At 45.2% G+C, this 23,987-nt stretch carries 13 protein-coding genes; 11 read left to right on the forward strand and 2 right to left on the reverse strand.

All coding sequences use genetic code 11. The annotated features are described in order from the left end of the window. Positions 1-79: 79 nt before the first annotated feature. Both psb30 and P2A85_RS02970 read right to left on the reverse strand, forming a co-directional pair. The gene (gene psb30 / locus P2A85_RS02965) at positions 80-220 is read right to left on the reverse strand and encodes a photosystem II reaction center protein Ycf12/Psb30 (protein WP_340525940.1); all 141 of its coding nucleotides are present in this window, start codon (positions 218-220) and stop codon (positions 80-82) included. A 570-nt stretch (positions 221-790) separates the two neighbouring features. Continuing rightward, positions 791-2,263 (reverse strand): leucyl aminopeptidase, encoded by a 1,473-nt coding sequence (locus P2A85_RS02970; protein ID WP_377481266.1) that lies wholly within the window; start codon positions 2,261-2,263, stop codon positions 791-793. Between the two features lie 227 nt (positions 2,264-2,490). Between P2A85_RS02970 and P2A85_RS02975 the strand changes: the two genes are divergently transcribed. From P2A85_RS02975 to P2A85_RS03025, 11 genes are all read left to right on the forward strand, one after another. Then, complete coding sequence (locus tag P2A85_RS02975; protein ID WP_377477438.1) at positions 2,491-4,692, forward strand: transglycosylase SLT domain-containing protein; 2,202 nt, start codon at positions 2,491-2,493, stop codon at positions 4,690-4,692. 70 nt (positions 4,693-4,762) lie between these two features. Then, entirely contained in the window at positions 4,763-5,968 is a 1,206-nt protein-coding gene (locus tag P2A85_RS02980) for a sulfite exporter TauE/SafE family protein (RefSeq protein ID WP_377477440.1), read from the forward strand. After that, the gene (locus tag P2A85_RS02985; RefSeq protein ID WP_377477442.1) at positions 5,943-6,416 is read left to right on the forward strand and encodes a hypothetical protein; all 474 of its coding nucleotides are present in this window, start codon (positions 5,943-5,945) and stop codon (positions 6,414-6,416) included. Before P2A85_RS02980 ends, P2A85_RS02985 begins: the two co-directional genes overlap by 26 nt. Positions 6,417-6,683: 267 nt before the next feature. Further along, positions 6,684-8,126, forward strand: coding sequence for a cytochrome ubiquinol oxidase subunit I (locus P2A85_RS02990; RefSeq protein ID WP_377477444.1), 1,443 nt, complete (start codon positions 6,684-6,686; stop codon positions 8,124-8,126). Positions 8,127-8,134: 8 nt separating this feature from the next. Beyond that, complete coding sequence (cydB, locus tag P2A85_RS02995) at positions 8,135-9,148, forward strand: cytochrome d ubiquinol oxidase subunit II (RefSeq protein ID WP_377477446.1); 1,014 nt, start codon at positions 8,135-8,137, stop codon at positions 9,146-9,148. Between the two features lie 237 nt (positions 9,149-9,385). Beyond that, on the forward strand, positions 9,386-14,911 hold the full coding sequence (locus P2A85_RS03000) for an AAA family ATPase (protein ID WP_377477447.1): 5,526 nt from the start codon (positions 9,386-9,388) through the stop codon (positions 14,909-14,911). A gap of 75 nt (positions 14,912-14,986) precedes the next feature. Continuing rightward, entirely contained in the window at positions 14,987-15,160 is a 174-nt protein-coding gene (locus P2A85_RS03005; RefSeq protein WP_377477448.1) for a hypothetical protein, read from the forward strand. 316 nt (positions 15,161-15,476) lie between these two features. Further along, positions 15,477-18,989, forward strand: coding sequence for a PAS domain S-box protein (locus P2A85_RS03010; protein ID WP_377477450.1), 3,513 nt, complete (start codon positions 15,477-15,479; stop codon positions 18,987-18,989). A 545-nt stretch (positions 18,990-19,534) separates the two neighbouring features. Then, positions 19,535-20,476, forward strand: a complete 942-nt coding sequence (locus tag P2A85_RS03015) for an ABC transporter substrate-binding protein (protein WP_377481269.1) — start codon at positions 19,535-19,537, stop codon at positions 20,474-20,476. Beyond that, on the forward strand, positions 20,473-22,695 hold the full coding sequence (locus P2A85_RS03020) for an ATP-binding protein (protein WP_377477451.1): 2,223 nt from the start codon (positions 20,473-20,475) through the stop codon (positions 22,693-22,695). Before P2A85_RS03015 ends, P2A85_RS03020 begins: the two co-directional genes overlap by 4 nt. Next, complete coding sequence (locus P2A85_RS03025; protein WP_377481272.1) at positions 22,689-23,984, forward strand: sensor histidine kinase; 1,296 nt, start codon at positions 22,689-22,691, stop codon at positions 23,982-23,984. The genes P2A85_RS03020 and P2A85_RS03025 overlap by 7 nt, the downstream gene beginning before the upstream one ends. Positions 23,985-23,987 lie beyond the last annotated feature (3 nt).

Consider the following 23,987-nt stretch of genomic DNA (forward strand, 5'->3'; position numbering starts at 1 on the left):
TGGCGATCGAATTTTGAGAAATCCGAATGGTTAAAAACTCAAAGCTCCCAACTCTCGATCGCCCGGTATCATACTAATCTTAGAGATCGCCGCCTCTAGCAGCCAATAGAAAAATCACGATCGGGCCAGAAAGCACGACTGCTGCGAGCAAAGCGACCTGAACAATTAGTTGGATGTTGACACTGCCAGCACCGCTGAACAGATCGGTTATAAAGTCCATGTGTCCTCCTGACTGTAGTTAGTTAGTCTAGATTGTTGAATTAGAAAATCCGTCTCTGATTTTACCGGGCGAGGGGCCCTATTTTTTAAGAAAGTTTACAAAATTCAACTTTTTAGCGATCGGCTTCATCCTCCGCCCTCAGACAAAGGGAGGGGGCTGGCGAAACGGGTATCGCCCGATCGAGCCACCAGGGCTAGATCCGGAGATCGCCATCCCAAGTTTTGACCAAAAGACGAGCGGGAAGCCCCTGATATCATTTCCGGTTACACCGTCAGGTGATGTTGACAGTTGACGGTTGACAGTTGACGGTTGACGGTTGACAGTGAACAGTGAACAGTGAACAGTGAACTCGAATTTACTATTCCGATGAAGAGAGGATTTGATATGACTTGAGGGATGGGATAGATTGTACGGGTTTTTTGAACACAAATAATCCGCAGCCGCCAGACAGTGCGATCGTCAATACACCACTAATTCTTGAAAATCTACCTGTTTTTTGAATCATCAAGTGTCTGCAATTTCCCTGTGGTTAATGGTGATAGGCGATCGCACTGCCCTGTATCATGGCGTTTAATTCAAGGCCCAATGCACCAGAGTCCGAACTCCAAAACCCGTAGCCCCAGGGCCGTTGTAGCCATTTTCTTTTTCAATCCAAACCGGGCCAGCAATATCTAAATGTGCCCAAGGAGTATCCTTCACAAACTGCTTTAAAAATAGAGCCGCTGTAATCGAGCCACCAGCACGAGGACCAGTGTTTTTCATGTCAGCGTGCAAAGCTTTCAATCCCTCAAAATACTTCTCTTCCATCGGCATTCGCCAAAACTTTTCCCCAGCCATTTCTGAAGCAGCGACAATTTCCGATGCCACACTATCTTGAGGACTCCACAAACCAGCGATATCATCACCCAAAGCAATTACACAGGCACCGGTGAGAGTTGCTAAATCCACGATCGCATCCACTCCCAATTTATCAGCAAATACCAAAGCATCAGCCAGGGTTAAACGCCCTTCTGCATCGGTATTGTTAACTTCGATAGTTTTGCCATTAGAAGCTGTGAGGATGTCTCCAGGGCGCATAGCGTTGCCGCCGATCATGTTTTCAGTCACGGCACTGATAAAGTGAACTTCCACATCGGGTTTGATGTGACCGATCGCCTTGGCAGCACCCAAAGTAGCCGCCGCACCGCCCATATCGACTTTCATGATTTCAATGCCACTGCCCGTTGGTTTGATGTTCAAACCGCCGGAATCGAAAGTCAATCCTTTGCCCACAATGGCGATTTTGCGCCGCGGTTTGCCTTCTGGTTTATAAATCAGGTGAATGAATTTTGGTGGCAAGTCCGATGCTTTGGCAACGCCCAGAAATGCTCCCATACCTAGTTTTTCGCAGTCTGCTTGCTCCAATATTGTTAATTCTAAACCGCATTCAGCAGCAAGACTCTGGGCAGTTTCTGCCATAGTAATTGGGGTCACGAAATTAGCTGGCGCTGCGACTAATTCCCGTGCTAAAATGACTCCGGCAGTGATTTGTCTGGCGCGGACGATCGCGCTTTCGCAACCGACAAAACCCAGCAAGTCTACTTGCTCGATCGCACCGCTTTTGTCTTCGGATTCCGACTTGAAACGGTGATCTTGATGGACGGCAAGTTCTACACCTTCGACGATCGCACTAGCTGTAGCATCCGGCGCATTTTGCCACACCGGAAAGCTAAGAGCGAGGGTTTTACATTTTTCCTTTTTCGCTAGCTTGGCACACATACCTGCTGCTTGTCGCAGAGTATCTAATTTTAAGTTTTCAGCAGAACCTAAACCGACGATCGCAATTTTACGCAGCAGACTTTTGCCCCCAACACGGGTAATGGCAATGGTACCAGCTTTGCCCTGAAAATCTGTTTCCAGTAGCAGCTCTTTCAAAGTGCCTGTAAGCTGTTCATCTAATTGTGCCAAGTCGCCGGTGAGCTCTACCGCGTCTTCAAATAGACCAATTGCCAGGGCATCTCCTGTCCACACAGAGCGGGGTGTATCGGTGACTCGAAATTCCATGTTTTGATTTGCTGTTAAGATTTTAGATTTTGATTGTACTTTGTCCGGCATGGTTTGTCGCTTTTTATTTTTCCAAAATATATAGAGCGATCGGACAAATTCCCCAGTCCGCGTCAAAATAAATTCTGGTACTATACGGCGAAGTCTCCCTTTGCTGATGTCAGGCACCGCCGTCAAGCATCTGTTTCCAGGCAGGCTAGAACCTCCTTACTTTCTTAAATTACCCCATGCTAAAGCGACGCAAAACTCAACTTTCTGTTTTAATAGGTGTTTCAATTTGCGTTATGGCGATCGGCTCTTTGCTGACCTTCGCCAAATTGATGGGTGTCGGCCCGTTCCAGAAAGCTCAACCAGCCAAGGACATAGCAAATGCCGAATCGGAAGTTAAAAGCCTGGTATCCCTTTCTGCGGTGGAGAGGGCGACGAAATTAGATGCGATCGCCACCAGTAAGTCTGCACCGACAAATCCCCAACAGCAAGTCTCCTCTCAAAGCCGCGCCCGCTACCTCCTGGCCACGGATTTAATCCAGCAAGGAAATCCCGCCAAAGCATTAAATTTATTGGACAAATTAGAGCAAGAATATCCACTTTTAGCATCTCACATTGCCCTGAAACGAGCAGAAGCTTACCAATTAAGTGGCGATCGGGACAAAGCCGAAACAGCTTGGCAATCACTGCTAAAAAATTATCCCAATGACCCAGTAGCTGTGGAAGCCTTATATGTTTTAGGCAAATCCAAACCAGAATATTGGCAGCAGGCAATCACTCAATTTCCCGCCCATCCCCGCAGCGTAGAAATTGCCCTGGCTAAGTTAAAACAAAATCCCAATCAGCCACAGTTGATGCTGATAGTAGCAAAACACGGTCATTATGTCAATAATTATGGTACAATTTTAGAACAATTGGTGCAGCAAAACAGCAGCGCCTTGAAACCGGAAGATTGGGAAGAAATAGCTTTTGGCTATTGGGAAAAACAAGATTACGGCAAAGGAGCGATCGCCTACGGGAAAGCTCCCCGCACCGCCAAAAATCTTTATCGCCAAGCTCGCGGTTTGTGGCTAGACGGAAAAATACCCGAATCGAAAATTGCCTATCAAGAATTAGTCAACCAATTTCCCGATGCCGAAGATACCGGTTTAGGCTTAATCAGGCTGTCGCGCTTGAACGAACCCAAAGATGCGATCGTTTTGCTCGATCGAGTCATTAGCAACTTCCCCAATCATGCCGCCGAAGCTTTATTCGATAAATCCCAACTCCTCGACAAATTAGGCAGCGCCACCTCTGCCTCCGACACCCGCAAATTACTATTAAAACAATACAACAATTCCGATAAAGCAGCAGAACTGCGATGGACTGTCGCCCAGCAATTTGCCAAAGCAGGAGATCTGAATTCAGCTTGGCAATGGGCCAGAGAACTCACCACACACAATCCCGAAAGCGAACTAGCACCAGAAGCAGCATTTTGGGTAGGCAAATGGGCAAAACAAATCGGTCGGGAACAGGACGCAAAAACAGCTTTTGAATACACTATTTTACGCTATCCCGAATCCTACTTTGCATGGCGATCGGCTGTACTTCTCGGCTGGGCTGTAGGCGACTTTACCACAGTCCGAGACCTATCTCCCAATGTAGTCCGCCCCCCTCAGCGCATGGAACCAACCGCAGGTTCTCCAGTTTTGAAAGAACTCTATCAATTAGGTCAAGACAGAGATGCTTGGAAACTGTGGCAAGTAGAATTTACCAACAGAGTAGAACCCACTATTTCCGAGCAATTTACCGACGGTTTAATGCGAATTGGTGTCGGAGATAACCTAGAGGGTTTGTGGATGGTTGGGAGTTTGCGCAACCGGGAAGAACCAGAAGAAAGAAAGGAATATTTAGCCCTGAGACAGCAGCCAAATTACTGGCAAGCATTATATCCCTTTCCTTACTTAGAAAATATTGTACAATGGTCTCAAGAACGCAAAATTAACCCGCTTTTGGTGACATCATTAATTCGGCAAGAATCCAGATTTATGCCCAAAATTAAATCCGCAGTCGGAGCCACAGGTTTAATGCAAGTCATGCCGGAAACAGCAACCTGGGTTGCCGATAAAATTAACCTCAAAAAGTATTCATTGGAAAATGTAGACGACAATATTAAACTCGGTACATGGTATTTAGGTCACACCCACGACGAATACAAGAATAACTCGATGTTAGCTGTGGCTAGTTACAATGCTGGACCAAATGCAGTAGCAGATTGGTTGAAGAGATTTAGTTTTAGTGACCCGGATGCTTTTGCCGAGAAAATTCCGTTTCCTGAAACAAAAGGATATGTGAAATCTGTGTTTGAAAATTACTGGAATTATCTGCGAATTTATAATCCTGAAGTTAGCAAGTTAATCGCAGATAATTACGCTGCTTCTCAAACAAAATCTAAACCTTAATCAAGGAATCATGAAGAAATTTTATTGCCCAAGGAAGAGATGAATAATTACTACTAACTACTCCCTCACCATGCTAGAACTCCTACTAATCAGTATCTTAGGATTTATCGGCAGTTTTGGACACTGCGCTGGAATGTGTGGCCCGCTGACAGTGGCATTTTCCTTGTCCATTAACCCCAAAGATAAATTAGCTTCTTTCCGCTTTAATTTACTCTTAAATTTGGGCAGAATTTTTGCCTATGCCTTAGTTGGGGCAGCCATTGGTGGAGTAGGTTCGGTATTAATTGCTGGGGGACAAATGGCTGGGATTGGTAGCGGAGGGCGACGGGCGATCGCACTTCTTACTGGTACTATGCTAATTTGGTTTGGATTAGTACAAATTAAACCAGATTTACTGCCACGTTTGCCATTATTGCACCCAATTTCCCACCATCGCATCAGTCATGCAATGACTAAGATTTCTACTCAAAAAAGTTGGTGGATACCATGGGCTTTGGGTTTGCTTTGGGGTTTAATTCCCTGCGGTTTCCTGTATGCAGCACAAATAAAAGCCGCAGAAACCGGAAACCCAATTTTGGGTGCCGCAACGATGTTTGCATTTGGAATGGGTACACTACCAACTATGCTGGGAGTCGGGTTTTTTGCTAGTAGATTCAGCGCCCACAAACGCAGTCAACTCTTTCGCGCTGGTGGTTGGGTGACAATGGCGATCGGCATAATTACTCTGTTGCGAACCGATGAAATGGTTGATGTTACGGGCCACGCATCCCTACTATGCTTGATGCTAGCACTGATTGCGCGTCCGGTTAGTCAGTTTTTCGCCCCACTTTTGCGCTATCGTAGAGCTTTGGGTGTTGGAGGGTTTGCGATCGCCTTTGCCCACACATTTCATATGCTAGATCATACCCTGCAATGGAATTTTGACGCCCTATCTTTTATGTTGCCACAGCATCAGTTAGGGATGATAGCTGGGATACTGGCGCTACTGTTAATGATACCGGCGGCGGTTACAAGTTGCGATCGCCTTCAAGACTATCTAGGCAAACTATGGCGGCAAATTCACCTGTTAACTGTTCCCGCTTTTTTGCTGTGCGCTATTCACGCTGCACTCATCGGTTCCCACTATCTCGGCGGCTTTGAATGGAAATTGCACAATCAACTGTTGACAGCCGTGTTAGCGGTGGTTACGCTATTAGTTATGTTGGTGCGATCGCGCTTATTTTGGTCACTTTTATCTCTGGATAATTTCTATGTTTACCCTGTCAAACAAAAGTAAAAGTTTAGGATTGTTAGTTTTATTAGGATTGCTAGTAGAAACAGGAATATTTCCCATACCGCCGTTAAACTCAACTTCAGTTTTAGCCCACGAAGTCGAAGTATCAGGAGATGTCGCCGCTACCTTTCACCTAGAACCAAACCACAATCCCCGCGCTGGAGAGACCGCGAAAGTCTGGTTTGCACTGACTCGCAGGGGGGGGCAAATTATCCCGTTAGAGCAGTGTAATTGCAACTTAGCCGTTTATCCAAAAAATCGTAAAGAGGGGGATAAGCCGCTGATTGAACCCCCCTTAAAAGCAGTATCTGCCGAGCGTTACAAAGGCATTCCCGGAGCTGATATTGTATTTCCCAAGGCCGGGATTTACGAATTACAACTGAGCGGAGCGGCGAAAACAGCAGCTAATTTTAAACCCTTTAAACTGACTTATAAAGTCACCGTTCGGTAAGATAGTCTCCGCATCAATCAACATAAATCTTGTAGGGGCGGGTTTTACCAACCATAATTGCCTAAACCCGCCCCCACCCAACAGCAAACCCTCATCTACCTCTATATTTTAAAACCCAATAAAATACAACCCAAATCTGTATAAAACCTTAAAAGTTGCTGACTCCAAAAAATATCCTAAATTATTACATTACACTGTAGTTAATGTCAATTCCAGGAATTGTGCAAACAAATCCCTATTGAACTGACCAAAGGATACAAAAAAAACATGGATATCTTATCTAACACCGTAGCGCTATCGCGAATGCAATTTGCGCTAACCGCTATATTTCATATGCTGTGGCCAGTTCTCACTACGGGAATGGGAATTTATCTGGTAATTGTTGAAGGAATGTGGCTGAAAACTCGCAATCCTGACTATTACCATCATGCTCGTTTTTGGTCTCAACTCTATGTCTTAAACTTCGGCATTGGAGTAGCTTCGGGCATTCCCATGGAGTTTCAATTCGGCACAAATTGGGCACCATTTTCCGAAGCAGTTGGTGACTTTTTTGGCAGTATTTTAGGCTTTGAAGCTTCCATGGCTTTTATGCTAGAAGCCGGCTTTTTAGGAATTATGCTGTTTGGTTGGGGGCGCGTTCACCCGATCGTCCACTACATTGCTACAATCATGGTAGCCTTCGGCGCAAACCTATCAACAGTCTGGATTCTCGTCGCTAACTCTTGGCTGCAAACACCCGCCGGCGGAGAAATGGTTAACGGCAAGTTTGTTGTCACCGATTACTTCCAAGCAATCATGAACCCCTTCGCCTTAAACAGCATTCTCCATATGTTTTTTGCGACGCTAGAAACTTCGCTGTTTGTCATTGGAGGAATTAGCGCTTGGTACATTCTGAATCAGCGCAACGAAGCCTTTTTTTCCAAATCTTTAAAGATTGCCATAGCTACCGCGATCGCCGTTGCACCTTTACAGATATTCATCGGACATTTGAGCGCCGAACAAGTCTATCACTATCAGCCCACAAAATTAGCAGCCATCGAAGCTAAGTGGGAAACCTCCCCAGCCGGAAGTTCCGCCGATTGGACTTTAATGGCTCTTCCTAATGAAAAAGCCCAAAAAAATGACTGGGAAATCAAAGTTCCCAATGGCTTGGGATACGTTCTAGAATTCAAACAAAAGCTCTCCGAACCAGTCCTAGGATTAAAAGAATGGCAGCCAGAAAATAGACCCAAAATGGTAGGTTTAATCTACTATTGTTTCCGTATTATGTCCGGCATTGGATTCTTGTTTGTAGGATTAATGCTATTCAGTACAATTCAGTGGAGTCGAGGCAAACTTTCCGCTGAAAATATTAGCAGTCAACCTTGGCTAATGCGCGCTTGGGTATTAGCAGCGCCCCTGGGCTATATAGCTGTAGAATCGGGTTGGATAGTGCGCTGTGTTGGTAGACAACCTTGGGTTTTATACGGACAAATTCGCACGGCTGATGCGGTGTCAAACATCCCCGCTAGTAATGTTTTAACTTCCCTCAGTTTCTTTGCAGTTATTTACAGTTTTTTGTTTGTTTGTGCCATGTATTTTGGCAGCCGCATTATCCGCAAAGGGCCTAATCTAAATCTGCCAGTGCCTGGTTTAGACAATCAACCAGCCATCGAAACTGAACCCGCAGAACACATTCCCGATCGACGTCCCGCAGAAGCACAACAATAGGAGATTTTATGCAAGCTTTGGAGCATTTTCTCCCGCAAGTCTGGTTCGTAATTTTGGGTCTATTTCTATTACTCTATGTCATGCTAGACGGTTTTGACTTAGGAGTAGGAATCCTGTCTCTGACTGCTGACGATGACGAGCGTAGGGGTATTTTAATGACCAGTTTGGGCAACGTTTGGGATGCTAACGAAACTTGGTTGGTTTTGATGGGAGGCGCTTTATTTGGGGCTTTTCCCCTAGCTTATGGCACGATTTTAACTGCCTTGTACATACCCATTTGTATGATGCTTTTTGGGTTGATATTTCGGGCTGTAGCCTTTGAATTTCGAGAGCATTCTAATCGGAAGTTATTCTGGAATTATGCCTTCGGGGCCGGTAGTTTTTTGGCTGCTTTAGCTCAAGGATTTGCCCTCGGTGCGGTGCTCGAAGGCATTGCAGTTGATGAAGCAGGTCACTTTGTGGGTACTACTTGGGATTGGCTGGATTGGCGATCGATCTTAGTGGCTTTGACTTTAGTTCAAGGTTACGTTTTGATTGGTTCTACCTATCTGATCGTGAAAACAGATGGGGAACTGCAAACAACTCACTATCGCACTGCTAAAATTGCTGCGGTGACGACGTTAATTGGAGCCATTTTGATTACCATCGCCACTCCCATTTTTTATGAAAGTGCTAGATCCAGGTTGTTCGAGAAACCGCTAGTTTATGTCTTTGCGACGATTCCTGTGCTGGGATTGTTGCTAGTTGGACTCTTGCTAAGAAGTCTAGAACGGAAAGAAGAACGCACGCCGTTTGTCTGGACAATTTTGATTTTCTTGCTCACTTTCATCGGCTTGGGATTGATTGTTTTTCCGTACATAATTCCCACGCAACTCACGATTTATCAAGCGGCGGCGGCTCCCAGCGCCCTGGTATTTATGATTGTGTTTATTGGCTTTCTGATCCCGATTATGATTTTCTACAACATCTACAATTATGTGGTGTTTCGGGGTAAGGTTGCTGGTGGTCACTACGGGGAATAAAGCCGCATAAAACCGCAAATATACGCAAATACACCAGGTATACGTAGATAATTCCCACTCTATATCTGCGTATACCTGCGTGTATCTGCGGTTAAAAATTATAAATTATTCTTTTCTGATACCATCACAACTTACGCAACAGTGTTTTAGATCACTATCCCTATTAAATAATAAAATAGAATGGAATGGAACCGCAGGTTCTAATTCTACTGTTGTGTAATAGAAGAGGAAGGAGCTATGGATGTAACAAATGTATTGGGTTATCAGATTACAGAGCAACTTTATACAGGTACTCGAACCCTAGTCTATCGAGCAATCCGTACTAGCGATCGCCATCCAGTCGTCATCAAACTACTGCGCAACGAATACCCCAACTTCAACGAGATCCTGGGTTTTCGCAACCAGTACACCATTGCCAAAAATCTCAATCTTCCTAGCATCATTAAACCCCTGACCCTAGAAATATACAACAATAGCTATGCCCTAGTCATGGAAGACTTTGGCGGAGTCTCCCTCTCTACTTATCTTAAAGCACCAATCGATCAAAATCAACCTAATAAATATTTATCTTTAACAGAATTTATTAACCTAGCTCTACAACTAGCTGATATTCTTCACTATCTCTACCAAAAACGAGTAATTCATAAAGACATCAAACCCGCCAATATTTTAATTAATCCCCAAACAACCAAAGTCAAACTCATTGATTTTAGTATCGCTTCACTATTGCCGAGAGAAACCCAAGAAATTCTGAATCCCAACGTCCTCGAAGGAACATTAGCCTATATTTCTCCAGAACAAACCGGGAGAATGAATCGCGGCATTGACTACCGTAGCGACTTTTATTCCCTAGGTGTTACCTTCTATGAATTGTTGACAGGTACTTTACCTTTTGTATCAGACGATCCGATGGAATTGGTGCATTGTCATCTAGCTAAACAGTCGATGCCGATCCATGAACTAAATCCAGAAATTCCGCTAGTTTTATCAGAAATTGTCAGTAAACTGATGGCAAAAAATGCCGAAGACCGCTATCAGAGTGCATTAGGACTGAAACAAGACCTAGAAAACTGTCAATTGCAATTACAAGAAACGGGCAAAATAGAGTTTTTCCCAATAGGGAAACAGGATGTTACCGACCGATTTATAATTCCAGAAAAACTCTACGGACGGGAATTAGAAGTCCAAACAATACTCGCTGCATTTGAACGGATTGCATCAGGAAAACCCCCTCAACTACCCTTAATAAGGGAGTCTTCTCAAGCTCAGGTTATTAATGGGGGCGGCGAGGGTTCCCATTTATCCGGCAGTGAACTGATACTGGTAGCGGGCTGCTCTGGTATCGGTAAAACGGCGGTGGTTAATGAAGTTCATAAGCCGATTGTCAGACAGCGAGGCTATTTCATTAAAGGCAAATACGATCAATTCCAGCGCAATATTCCACTTTCTGCCTTTGTGCAAGCCTTTCGAGATTTAATGGGGCAAATCCTCAGTGAAACAGACGTTCAATTACAAGCGTGGAAACACAAAATTTTAGCAGCCTTGGGTGATAATGCCCAACTAATTATTGAAGTGATTCCCGAATTAGAAAAAATTATTGGTAAACAACCACCTGTCGTCGAACTTATTGGCACAGCAGCTCAAAATCGCTTCAATTTACTGTTTCAAAAATTCATTAAACTTCTGAGTACCAAAGAGCATCCCTTGGTAATTTTTTTAGATGACTTGCAGTGGACGGATTCAGCATCTATGAATTTACTCAAATTGCTGATGACTGAAACTGATACTAGGCATCTACTGCTGATTGGAGCTTATCGCGATCGCGAAATTTTCCCCGCACATCCCTTAATGTTGACCTTAGAGGAAATTCGCAAAGCCAAGGCAACAGTCAACACTATCACCCTAGCACCCCTCAATCAATCGGATATCAATCACCTGATTGCCGATACCCTCCACTGTTCGGTAGCGATCGCACAACCCCTCACCGATTTGGTGTATCAAAAAACCCTGGGTAATCCCTTTTTCACCACCCAGTTTGTCAAGGTATTGCATGGGGATGGTTTGATTACCTTTACCCCTCTAACCAACACTAAAGGGGGACAGAGGGTGGGGTGGCAATGTAAGATTGCTCAGATCAAAGAGTTGGCATTAACGGATGATGTAGTCGAGTTCATGGCAGGACAATTGCAAAAATTGCCACCTGAAACCCAGTCAATACTGAAACTAGCAGCGGCGATTGGGAACCAATTCGATCTAGGAACCTTGGCCATCGTCGCTGAAAAATCCCCAACGGATGCTGCGACCGATTTGTGGGCAGCTTTACAGGAAGGCTTAGTAATTCCTAACAGCGAAATTTATAAATTTTATCAAGCTAAATCAGCGGTCTCAGAAAATTTTAATAATTCCGCAGAATTGACTATTACTTATAAATTTTTACATGACCGGGTACAACAAGCGGCTTATTCCTTAATTCCCGATCGCCAAAAGCAGGAAACTCACTTAAAAATTGGGCAACTGTTGTTGGCAAATACCTCGGCTCAACAACAAGAACAGAGGATTTTTGAAATTGTCAATCAATTGAATATGGGAGCGGAGTTGATAACTGCGGAGGTGGAGCGGGATCGACTGGCTCAATTGAATCTGATGGCTGGACGCAAAGCTAAGATAGCAACGGCTTATGCAGCGGCGATCGCTTATTTGAGGGCTGGTTTAACACTGCTGGCGGTTGATAGTTGGCACACTGAGCACGAATTGACCCTAGCGCTGCACGAGCAAAGCGCAGAAGTGGAATATCTCAATACTAACTTTGATGAGGCGAGAAATTTTGCCCAAATAATTTTGCAAAATACAGCCAGTTTATTAGAACAGCTCAAATCTTCGGAACTTGTGGTGCAGATTTATATTGCTGAAGGTAAACTGCTGACAGCCATTAAAAAAGGAGTGGAGTTGCTGTCGAAGTTAGGAGTGATTTTATTGAGCCAAACAGAGGCCCAAAGCATGAACTTTCAACTCCCTGCTGTCACAGAATTGGCTCAAGTTCCCCAAATGACCGATCCCTACCAACTGGCAGCTTTCAGAATTTTGATCGCAATTACACCTCCAGTTCATCGCACGCAACCTGAATTATTTCCGGGAATTGTGCAAGCTATGATGAATCTTTGCGAGCGCTTTGGTTATTCAGAATTAGCGGCCTATGCTTGTGAACTCTATGGCTTGTATTTGTGGTCGGTCAAACAAGACGTGGTAGCAGCTAATGCGGCTGGTAAATTAGGTTTAAGTATCTTAGAAAAATATAATGCTAAAGAAATTGTATCCAAAGTAAATTTGGTATTTGGAGTGTTTGTCGCTCCGTGTCACGAGCATATCGGAGTGTCATTATTGGCATTAAAAGCGGGGATTTTGGCTGGAATCGAAGTCGGTGATATTGAACATAGTAGTTACTGTATTCTGGCATACTTAAACTACTTGTTTTTGAGTGGAGAACATTTGGAAGTGTTAGTTAGCCATCAAAATAGCTATTTTAGTTTGGCATTAAAACTGAAGCAAGAACATTCCATCTACGATTGTAAAATCTGGTTGCAACTCAGTATGAATTTGCAAAAATCTGTGGAAAATCAGTTAGATTCGAGCGCAGATTTTTTTCATGAACAACAAATTTTATCTTATTTAGAAGCGAATCAAAGCCATCAGTCATTATTTTCTTTTCATGTGGCAAAGCTAATTTGGTTCTACATATTAGAAGATTATAACTGCGCCTGTGAGAGTGCCTCGAAAGCCGTTGCTAGCCAAGAAGCAGCCTTGGGTTTACCCATGCTGGCGGCCCATAATTTTTATTATTCACTTTCTCTGCTGGGGCAGGATTTTTTGACCCCGATGGAGCCGCAATCTGCTAGGGGGGATGTTGGGCGATCGCCCAATTTGACACAGGTGGCAGAAAATCAGCAAAAAATGCAGGCATGGGCTCAATATTCTCCAGCAAACTTTCTCCACAAGTTTGATTTAGTTGCAGCGGAACAACATCGAGTCTTGGGTAATAAAGCCGAGGCGATCGAATTGTACGATCGCGCTATTTCGGGAGCCAAAGAAAACCAATATCTCAATGAAGAAGCCCTAGCCAACGAACTCGCAGCCAAATTCTACCTAAATTGGGGCAAAGAAAAACTCGCCGCCGGATATATGCAAGAAGCCTACTACTGCTACGCCCGTTGGGGATCCCAAACCAAAACCGACGACTTGGAAAAACGCTATCCCCAACTGCTACAACCAATCCTGCACCAACGACAACTCAACTTCCATCCAAGAGAAACAATCGCCACCGTTAGCCGGACCTTAATTTCCACCACTCACAGCAGCAGTACCATATCCGATGCACTAGACTTTACCTCCGTGCTCAAAGCAGCGCGAGCCATCTCTAGTTCGATCGAAATAGAAGAATTGATGGGAAATCTCACCCGCATTCTGCTGGAAAACTCAGGGGCGAAAAAATCAGCACTGATACTCCCCCAAGATCGGACATGGCAAGTCCGAGCAATTACCTCCATTACTCGTCAGACAAATGCTCCAGAACAAATCGAAACTCGGCTTGATTCACAACCTCTAGATACTTGTGAAAATCTCCCCATAACTATTATCAATTACGTTAAAAATACCCAAGAAACTGTTTTGATGGATCGCCTGCAAACAGAAATCCCTGGACTAATTGGGGAATATATGTTGACACATCAACCCCAGAGTGTATTATGTACTCCCATTCTCAATCAAGGTCATCTAGCGGGAATTCTTTACCTAGAAAATCAACTGACTAGCGGGGTATTTACGAGCGATCGCCTACAGATTATCAATGTCCTTGCCTCCCAAGCAGCCATCTCCATTGAAAATGCCAGACTCTACCAACAATCCCAACAAGCCCTGGTTGATTTACAACAAGCGCAATTACAAATTGTGCAGAGCGAAAAAATGTCAGCACTGGGTAACTTAGTCGCCGGAGTCGCTCATGAAATGAATAACCCTCTGGGTTTTATTTCCGCCAGCCTCCAACAAGCCAAACCCACCGTTGCCGAGTTGATCGAACACGTAAGATTGTATCAAGAAACTGTCCCCAATCCCGGTGCATCCCTTCTCGATCATGCCGATGAAATCGAATTGGAATATAGTTTAGAAGATTTGCCTAAAGTCATTAATTCCATGGCTATGGCTTGCGATCGCCTGAAAAATATCAGTACCAGTTTACGAACTTTCTCCCGCGCCGATCGAGATTACAAAGTATTATTTAATATTCATGAAGGAATTGACAGCACCATTCTCATCCTCAAACACCGACTCAAACCCAACGAAAAACGTCCGGCGATCGCCGTAGTCACTGAGTACGGAAAACTACCTGAAGTTAAGTGTTATTCCGGACAACTAAATCAGGTATTTATGAATATTCTGGCAAATGCGATCGATGCCTTAGATGAATCAAATACGGGAAGGAGTTTTGCGGAAATAGAAGCAACACCTAACCAAATTACCATTAAAACTTCTGTGGTAGAGCGCCACGTACAAGTTACAATTGCTGATAATGGGAGGGGGATGAGTTCGGAAGTGCAACAGAAAATATTCGACCACTTATTTACGACGAAGGGAGTTGGAAAAGGGACTGGTTTAGGATTGGCGATCGCCAGTCAAATTATTGTCGAAAAACATGGTGGCATCATTCAGACTAAATCTCTCCTCGGAAAAGGCACTGAATTTATCATCAAAATACCCATCGATTGCCAATAGTTAATAAGCGCCAATAACTGAATTAAATTTTGATAAATTTTTCAATTTTAAATCAAAAAGAATTATAAAAAAACCATGAAAAACGATTCTAATAACCAGCTATCTTTGAAGGGCTACCAAGCAACAGAAACACTTTACCAAGGTACTAAAACCGAAGTTGACCGCGATCGAAGATTAGCAGATAGACAAGCAGTAGTCATTGTTAGTGTGATAAGTAATGCTTATGATTTAGCAAAATCAAGGGTTTGAGCTTTCACGATTGAGAGATTTAGTATTGATTGCTACATTGCGATATCTGGGAGAGAAATTGTAGATTTACCCATGCCCGTTGCGAAGGAGTGCATCAGCCAAATTCCGCGTCGATTTTTGCCCTCGTTAAGTCAGAGAAAGTTGGTCAATTGTGGGGACAATCACCAACAAAACTGCTCGCGATCGCTCTTCATTTCTCAAGTAGCATATATAACAATAAAGTCTACTTTCTGTGTTGGATCGCCCAGCAGCTCAAACACCAGCAAAAAATAGCACGTTCAACACCAAACCATAACCCTCGGACCAAGCGCTCATCATGGATAACTCCCTAGAAACCACCAACCTAAATTGGCAAAGCCCACCACCTTCTGTATCACCAAATCAGCTTCAATTGTGGCAGCACCTTTGGGAAGAAGTGAGTTATGGGATTTGGGTCCTGGATGTTTTGGATCAAGGCCAAGAGTTTCGGTATGCGGCCTTTAATCCGGCGATCGCCCGCACTAGCCCGATCCCTGTCGAGCAATTGCTGGGCCTGACTGTCACCGAAGCCCTCCCGGAAGCGATGGCGAAAGTTTACCGCCAGCGCTATAGTCAGTGCGTGCGATCGGGGAAATCCATTTGCTTTGAGGAACGCTTTTGCCACAGCGAAGAGGAAGTTTGGTGGCGGCTGACAGTTAGCCCGCTGCGAAACCCTTCTCAGCAGATCGATAGGCTGGTGGTGACGGCGATCGATATTAGCGAATTCTACTTTGTCGATGGTGATTTGGGCTTTCGCACAACGACCCAAACAGCTTTGCGCGAAAGCCAGCAGCAGTTACAGCTTGCTCTCCGCGTTGCGAAAATGGGGGTTTGGTATTGGGACGTCGCAACGAATTTGATTACTTGGACTGCGGAAGCGGAGAGGGTTTTTGGGTTAGAAGCGGGTACTTTTGGGGGTTCGCTGTCGGCTTTTTTGGAGAGGCTGCATCCCGATGAGTTAGAACCTGTGAATCGGGCTCTCCAGCGAGCTCTAGATGGGGAAGAGGTTTATCAAATTGAGTACCGAACTATTTTCCCAGATGGCACAATTCACTGGATTGAGGCTCAGGGGGATGTGTTGCGAGATTCAGGGGGGCAGCCTATTTCTATGATTGGGGTGGTGAGAGATGTTAGCGATCGCAAACGGGATCAAAAAGAGCAGGCTCGGTTATTATCAATTTTGGAAGCTACTTCGGATTTTGTGGGTACTGCTGACTCCAGGGGGCAGGTGCTTTATATGAATCGGGCGACCAGAGAGATGGTGGGGCTGCCGCCAGAGGAAGCCATCGCGCACAGAAGCTTGAGTGACAACCATCCAGCATGGGTGAATCAGCTCATGTTCGGCGAGGCTTTACCGGAAACTAGGCGATCGGGTAGTTGGCTGGGCGAGACAGCTATCTTAGGGAAAGATGGGCGGGAAGTTCCTGTTTCCCAACTGATTTTGGCCCATCACTCGCCAGCGGGAGAACTTGAGTATTTCTCAACGATTGCACGGGATATTAGCGATCGCAAACAGCAAGAAAATGCCCTACGCTTCATTGTTGAAGGGACTGTTTCTAAGACAAGTGGTGAATTTTTCCGCGCTTGCGTAGAGCATCTGGTTGAAATTTGCCAAGTCAAGTATGCCTTCATTACGGAACTGGTAGATCGGACTTTTAGTAAGTTGAGAATGCTAGCACTCTGGACGGGGGAGGGGTTTGCGGAACCTTATGAATTTGACGTGGCAGGAACGCCCTGTAGCGTTGTGTTTCGGGAAACCTGGGGCGTTTTTCCCGATCGACTTAGGGCGCAGTTTCCTGATGCCGATAGGCTGGCTACTTTGGGTTGTGAAAGTTATTTGGGTGTTGCGATCGTGGATTCCCACGGTAGGGCAATGGGTAATCTGGGAATTCTCGATACTAAGCCGCTGACGGGCAATCTGAGTGTTGCTAAGTCTATTTTGCAGCTTTTTGCAGCGCGGGTGGGGGCGGAAATGGAGCGTCATGCTGTGGAGCTCAAACTTCAGGAGCAAGAGCAGTTTCTGAGAACTGTTTATGAAGGTGCAAATCAGCCGATATTTGCGATCGATGTTTTGCCGGATAATCAGTTTCGCTATGTGGGTTGGAATGCTGCGGCCGAAGCAGCATCGGGTATGCGCAGTCAGGATATTAGCGGCAAAACTCCCGAAGAAATTTATGGTATGGAAGCTGGTGCTTTAGAGCGTCAACGCTTGGAAGAATGTTTGGCTTCAGAAAAGTCTGGCACTTATGAAGAATGTCTGGTGTTTGAGGGGCAAAAGTCTTGGTGGGTGACTACTCACAATCCGGTTAAAGATAGTAATGGCAAGGTTTATCGGTTGATTGGGACTACTTTTGATATCAGTCATCGCAAGGTTGCTGAAGCGGCTCTGAGGGACTATGCTAACCGCCAAACTTTGCTCAATCAGTTGGTTAGTCAGATTCACAATTCCCTGGATTTGGATGCGGTAATTGCTACGACTATTCAGTCGATTCGAGATTTTTTGGACATTGATAAGTGTGCTTTTGCTTGGTACAATTCAGACCCTGAGTCTCCTATCTGGGAAGTGGTTGAGGAAGCTAGACTCCCAGATATTGCTAGCGGTATAGGGTCTTATTCTCCTACTTTTGTTGGGCCTGTTGACCAATTGCTGCTAGACCTGAAAATTATCCGTATTGACGATGTGGCACTGTATGAAGAAGAGGTGCACCGGGGGTTTCTGAATACTCTTAATTGTCAGTCAGAAATTCTGCTACCAGTGCGCACTCATTCGCAGCGGATGGGGGTGATTATCTGCTTGCATCACTGTCAGGTTCGTCCTTGGACGGATAGTGAAGTGGAACTGTTGAAGGCTGTCAGCGATCAATTGGCGATCGCGATCGATCAAGCGGAGTTGTATGCGGAAAGTCGCGCTAAAAGTCAGGATCTGCAACAAGCTCTGAAGGAACTGCAACGCACTCAATCTCAAATGGTGCAAGCTGAGAAGATGTCTAGTTTAGGGCAGTTGGTTGCGGGAATTGCTCATGAAATTAACAATCCAGTGAACTTTATTCACGGTAATGTAGTCCATGCAAGAGACTATACCCAAGATTTGCTGGATTTGCTGGCTTTGTACCAAGCAGAATACCCTCAACCGAGCGATGCGATCGCGGCGAAACTAGAAACCATGGACTTGAATTTTCTCTGCCTAGATTTACGCAAGTTGTTTAGTTCCATGAAGGTGGGAACGGAACGCATCCGCCAAATTGTCAAGTCCCTCCGTTTGTTTTCTCGCCTGGATGAATCGGAATTCAAGCCGGTGGATATTCACGATGGCCTTGAGAGTACGTTAATGATTTTGCAAAACCGCCTCAAGGCTAAGTCGGGGCGTGCGGAAATTCAAATTGTCAAAAATTATGGCAATTTACCTGAAGTCCAGTGCTTTGCTGGACAATTGAATCAGGTATTCATGAATATTCTTACCAATGCGATCGATGCCTTGGAAGAACGAGACGAGGTGCGATCGCTCGCTGAGCAACAACAAGACCCCAGTACCATCTGTATCATAACAAAGATGAAATTACCTAACCATGTTTATATCCAAATTATCGATAACGGCATCGGCATTCCATCACCTATCAAAGAAAAGATTTTCGATCCATTTTTCACAACCAAACCAGTAGGCAAAGGCACGGGAATGGGGATGTCAATTAGTTACCAAATCATTATTGAAAAACACAAAGGCACCCTAGAGTGCTTTTCCCACCCGGAAACCGGCACAGAATTTGCGATCCAAATTCCCATCTTGCAGCACCCTAGAGACAGCTATAATTAGCAATTTGACCATTTATTTACTACGAAAGCGGTGGGTAAAGGTACAGGATTGGGATTAGCGATCGCACTTTGTATACTGCGATTGCTAAGAGTATTGATATATCTGCTCATGATATCATAAGACGGTGGAACACCAAAATAAAAATCTCAAATCAATACCGATGGTAACTTATACCAATTTAATGGGTCGTTGCACAGATCTCGATCCCCCTCGCATCCCCCTTAGAAAGGGGGACGAAAGAGCAGAATCTTGTCCCCCCCTTAAGAAGGGGGGCTAGGGGGGATCGAATTCTATGCAGCCTCATAAAAAATTGGTATTAACTGCCACAAGTTTTTTCAAAAATTGCTTAAAAGTGAATATTCTATATAAAATACAAGCCGTGGGGGCTGTATTTTTTTTAAAAATTCACTAACTAAAGAGTCGATCGATAGCATTCGATCCTGATTTTCATCACTTGTTGTAGGTCTCAAAAAAATATGAAATTAGTCCCGCTCAAATTCCAGTCAATCGTCATGAGCCTATTTATCCTAACCCTGGCATCTACCATGTTGCTACATGGATGTGTCGGGAAACAGAACCTATCCCTGAAATCCTTGCGAGTCGGGATGAATAATTGGCCTGGATACGCGATCGCCCTCTATGCCAAAGAAGCAGGCATATTTAAGAAGCGCGGACTCAACGTAGAATTAGTTCGATTCAACAACCAACAAGACAACATCCGCGCCAGCCTTCGGGGGTCTTTAGATGCCAGCTTTGTACCGCTGTGGGAGGCGATGCAAGTAGACCCTGGGAACGATCGCCCAGCTTTTTTGATGGCGGTGGATATTTCCTACGGTTCCGATGGAATTGTGGCTGGACCAAAGGTGAAATCGATGGCGGATTTGCGCGGTAAAACTGTAGGAGCTAAGCTGGGGACAGTCACTCATTTGATTTTGTTAGAAGCTTTGAAATCCCAGAATCTGCAACCAAGCGACATCAAAATCAAAGACATTTCCAATGACACCGCAGTCCAACAGCTCAAGGAAGGTCAAATCGATGCAGCAGTCGTTTGGGAACCACTATTAAGTCAAACAGCCACAGCCATTAAAGGAAAAATTATTTTTACTACTAAAGATGTAGATAGTCTCGTCATTGATGGTTTAGCCACTCGCAGCAGCTTTGCAGCCCAACATGAAGCAGAATTAACCCAATTCATCCTAGCATGGTTCGATACAATTCATGCAGTAGAAACCAAACCCAACGAAGTCTTTGAGAGTGTAGCTCGGCAATTAGGACAAACCAAAGAGTCCTTTATGCAAGATTATTCAGGACTCAAAAAAGGAGATATAACCATGAATCAAAGGATGTTTAGTGGCCGTTTGGAGTCGGCCAAGGGACAAATTATTCAGTTGCTTAAAGCCGATTATCGCCATCGTCAAATCATCCGGGAAGATATTGATATTAACGATCGGCCGCTTAAGGCTGCCATTGAGCGATGGAAACCTTGAAGTCTACAATCTTGCTCAAGCGGCGCAGTTTCCAGAGGCAGTTGCTTGGTAGTCTTGGTGTGTCTCTTGTCGCCGTCGGGCTAACTACACTGGGAGTCAACTATCAATTGACTCGGACTAATTTAGCAAAACAAGTGGAACAGCGAGCTTCGTCTATTAATCAAGGTTTGCAGTTTGCTACTGAGGGGTTAATTGAGCTTGAAAATACGAGTGCTTTGCAGCGGGTGGTTCAAAACTATGCTACTTTGCCGGCGGTGGTGGAAATTGCGATCGTCCGTCCTAATGGCACGGTGATGGCTCATAGTTCTGGGTTTATCCCCAGTCGTCCCTATGGGGCAATTCATCCAGAGTTGGCAGTTGTGATGGAGAAGGCTGCTAGCACTGGGGTGGAAACTAGCGATCGCCTCCAGGTGCAAGACAAGGCTGTGCTGGTGGGTTTGTTGCCTTTTAGCACCACTTTATTTCAAGTTGGTGGCAGACGAGGATTGGCAATTGTGATGCTGGATGTTGAGCAGATGGAGCGAGGTATTTGGCAAACTTTTCTGGCATCAATGTTGGTTTTTATGGCTGGTATTGGAGCGATATTAGCGCTCACAGGGGTTTTGATTCGCCTCTTGGTTTTGCAACCGATCGAGCGCTTGCGTCAAGCGGTAATCCTCAGTGAGGAAACGGGGAACTTTGCCCTCCCGCCGTCTATGTCTAGTAATGAAATTGGTTTCCTGGCTGCTACTTTTAATCGGATTTTTAAGCAAAATTTAGATTTACTGGAACAAGCTCGTCAACAGGCTGTTGTTTTGTCTGAAGCGAAAAACGCGGCTGATAGCGCTAGTCAGGCTAAGAGTGATTTTCTAGCCAATATGAGTCATGAATTGCGAACTCCCCTCAATGGCATTCTGGGCTATGCCCAAATCCTCCACCGCAGCGAACCTCTGACTGAGCGAGGGAGTAAGGGGGTTGGCATTATTTATCAATGCGGTTCTCATCTCCTGACTCTAATTAATGATGTTCTGGATCTTTCTAAAATTGAGGCTCGCAAAATGGATATTCGCCCAGGCGATTTTCATTTGCCTTCTTTTATTGAGGGGATTGCGGAAATTTGTCGGATTCGGGCAGAACAAAAGGGTATTGATTTTATTTACAAGCCTGGTGAGTTGCCCCTGGGGGTGCGGGCGGATGAGCAGCGGTTGCGTCAAGTTTTGATTAATCTTTTGGGTAATGCTATTAAGTTTACCGATCGAGGTTGTGTCACTTTCAGGGTGAATATTGAGTCTGCTCAGACACCGGGTTGCTTTCTGGCTCGGTTCGTAATTCAAGATACGGGTGTGGGGATGGCGACAGACCATTTACAGAAAATTTTTCTGCCTTTTGAGCAAGTTGGTAGTAGTAAAAAACAGTCAGAAGGGACGGGATTAGGGCTATCAATTAGCCAACAAATTGTCGAATTAATGGGCAGTCATCTTCAAGTAAAAAGCGAGCTCGGTGTTGGCAGTACCTTTTGGTTTGAGGTTGAGCTAACTGAGGCGGCAGAGTGGGCGATCGCTTCTCGCAAAAATATCCACGGAAATATCATCGGCTATCAGGGGGAAAGGCGCAAGATATTAATTGTGGATGACCGATGGGAAAATCGGGCTGTAATTGTGAATTTGCTGGAGCCGATCGGCTTTACAATGATCGAAGCCTGTGACGGGAAAGAAGGCTTGGCGCAACTTGTTTGCCGGCCAGATTTGGTGATTACTGATATCGCGATGCCGATTCTCAATGGCTTTGAGATGCTCAAACATTTGCGCCAAAATCCAGCTTATGAAACTTTGTCGGTGATTGTGTCTTCTGCTAGCGTGTTTGAGCTGGACCAAGACCAAAGCATTGCTGCTGGGGCTAATAGTTTTTTGGCTAAGCCAGTCCAGGCAGAAATCCTGCTGGACAAATTGCAAGCACTGCTAAAACTGGAATGGATTTATGAATCTGCTAACCCTAGTTTGAATCAAACAGTCTCTGAAAGTCCCCCAGCAATGGTTCCACCGGCGATCGAAGTTCTGCAATATTTAGCTCAATTGATAGAAGAAGGAGACCTTTTCAAGGTGGAGGAAGAGTGTCATAATTTGGCTCGGTCCGGGCCACAGTACGCTCCTTTTGCTGAAGCTGCTATCCAACTTGCTGAAAGTTTCCAGGCTAAAAAATTGAGGGCATTCATTCAAGAGTATCTGGAGGCGGCATCGTGAGTGGTGGATTTATTTTGGTTGTGGATGACAATCCTACTAATTTGGCGGTAATTTCGCAGTCGCTGCGCGGTGTTGGGTGGCAGGTGCGCATTGCGGTGGATGGGGAGGATGCTCTGGGCAAAATTGCACAAAATCCACCGGAGCTGATATTGCTGGATGTGCAGATGCCGGGAATTGATGGGTTTGAGGTTTGTCTGCGACTGAAGGCTAATCCGAAGACTGCTGATATTCCGATTATTTTTATGACGGCGCTTTCTGATACTACTAGCAAGGTGAGGGGGTTATCGCTGGGTGCGGTGGATTACATCACGAAGCCTTTTGAGCAGCAGGAAACTATTGCTCGCGTGCGGGTGCATCTGGAGCTGCGACATTTGACTCAGACTCTGGAGCAGCAGGTTCAGGAACGGACGAGGGAACTGAGCTTGGCTCTGGAGGATCTCCAGCGCTCTCACCTGCAAGTTGTTCAAAGCGAGAAGATGTCGGCTCTGGGCAATTTGGTGGCTGGGGTGGCTCATGAAATCAATAATCCCATTGGCTGCATTGTGGGTAATGTGGGGGCGGTGAAGGACTATTTTGCTGCTCTGTTTGGAGTCATTGAGCTCTATCGCCAAAGGCTACCTAATCCCGATCCTGAGATGGTGGCAGAGTTGGAGAGGGTTGATTTGGACTATGTGCGCCAAGATTTGCCGAAGCTGGTGAAGGCGATGAAGGAGGGTGCCGATCGCATCAAGGCCATTAGCCAGAGTTTGCGCACTTTTTCTCGTGCGGATGCCGATCGCCCTGTGCCTTACAACATTCATGATGGCATTGACAGTACGCTGGCGATTCTGCGGCATCGTCTCAAGGCTAATGAGTTGCGTCCCGAAATTCCTGTAGTCGCTAACTATGGGGATTTGCCGTTGGTGGAGTGCTATGCGGGGCAGTTGAATCAGGTGTTTATGAATTTGTTGGCTAATGCGATCGATGCGATCGATGAGAGCAATCAAGGGCGGACTTATGAGGAGATTGAAGCTCGACCTAGGCAAATTATGATCGCTACGGAATTGTCAGCCGATGGCGAAGTGGTGATTCGGATTAAGGATGGGGGTAAAGGGATGACCGAAGAAGTGAAACAAAGAATATTTGACCATTTATTTACTACGAAAGGGGTGGGTAAAGGTACCGGGTTGGGATTGGCGATCGCCCGTCAAATTATCGTTGAAAAACATGGTGGTAAACTTACTGTTAATTCAGTACCTGACCACGGTACAGAGTTTGCGATCGCCATTCCTATCAATGAACGTATTTAACAT

It is taken from the genome of Microcoleus anatoxicus (assembly GCF_042465725.1).
Taxonomy (GTDB): Bacteria; Cyanobacteriota; Cyanobacteriia; order Cyanobacteriales; family Microcoleaceae; genus Microcoleus; species Microcoleus anatoxicus.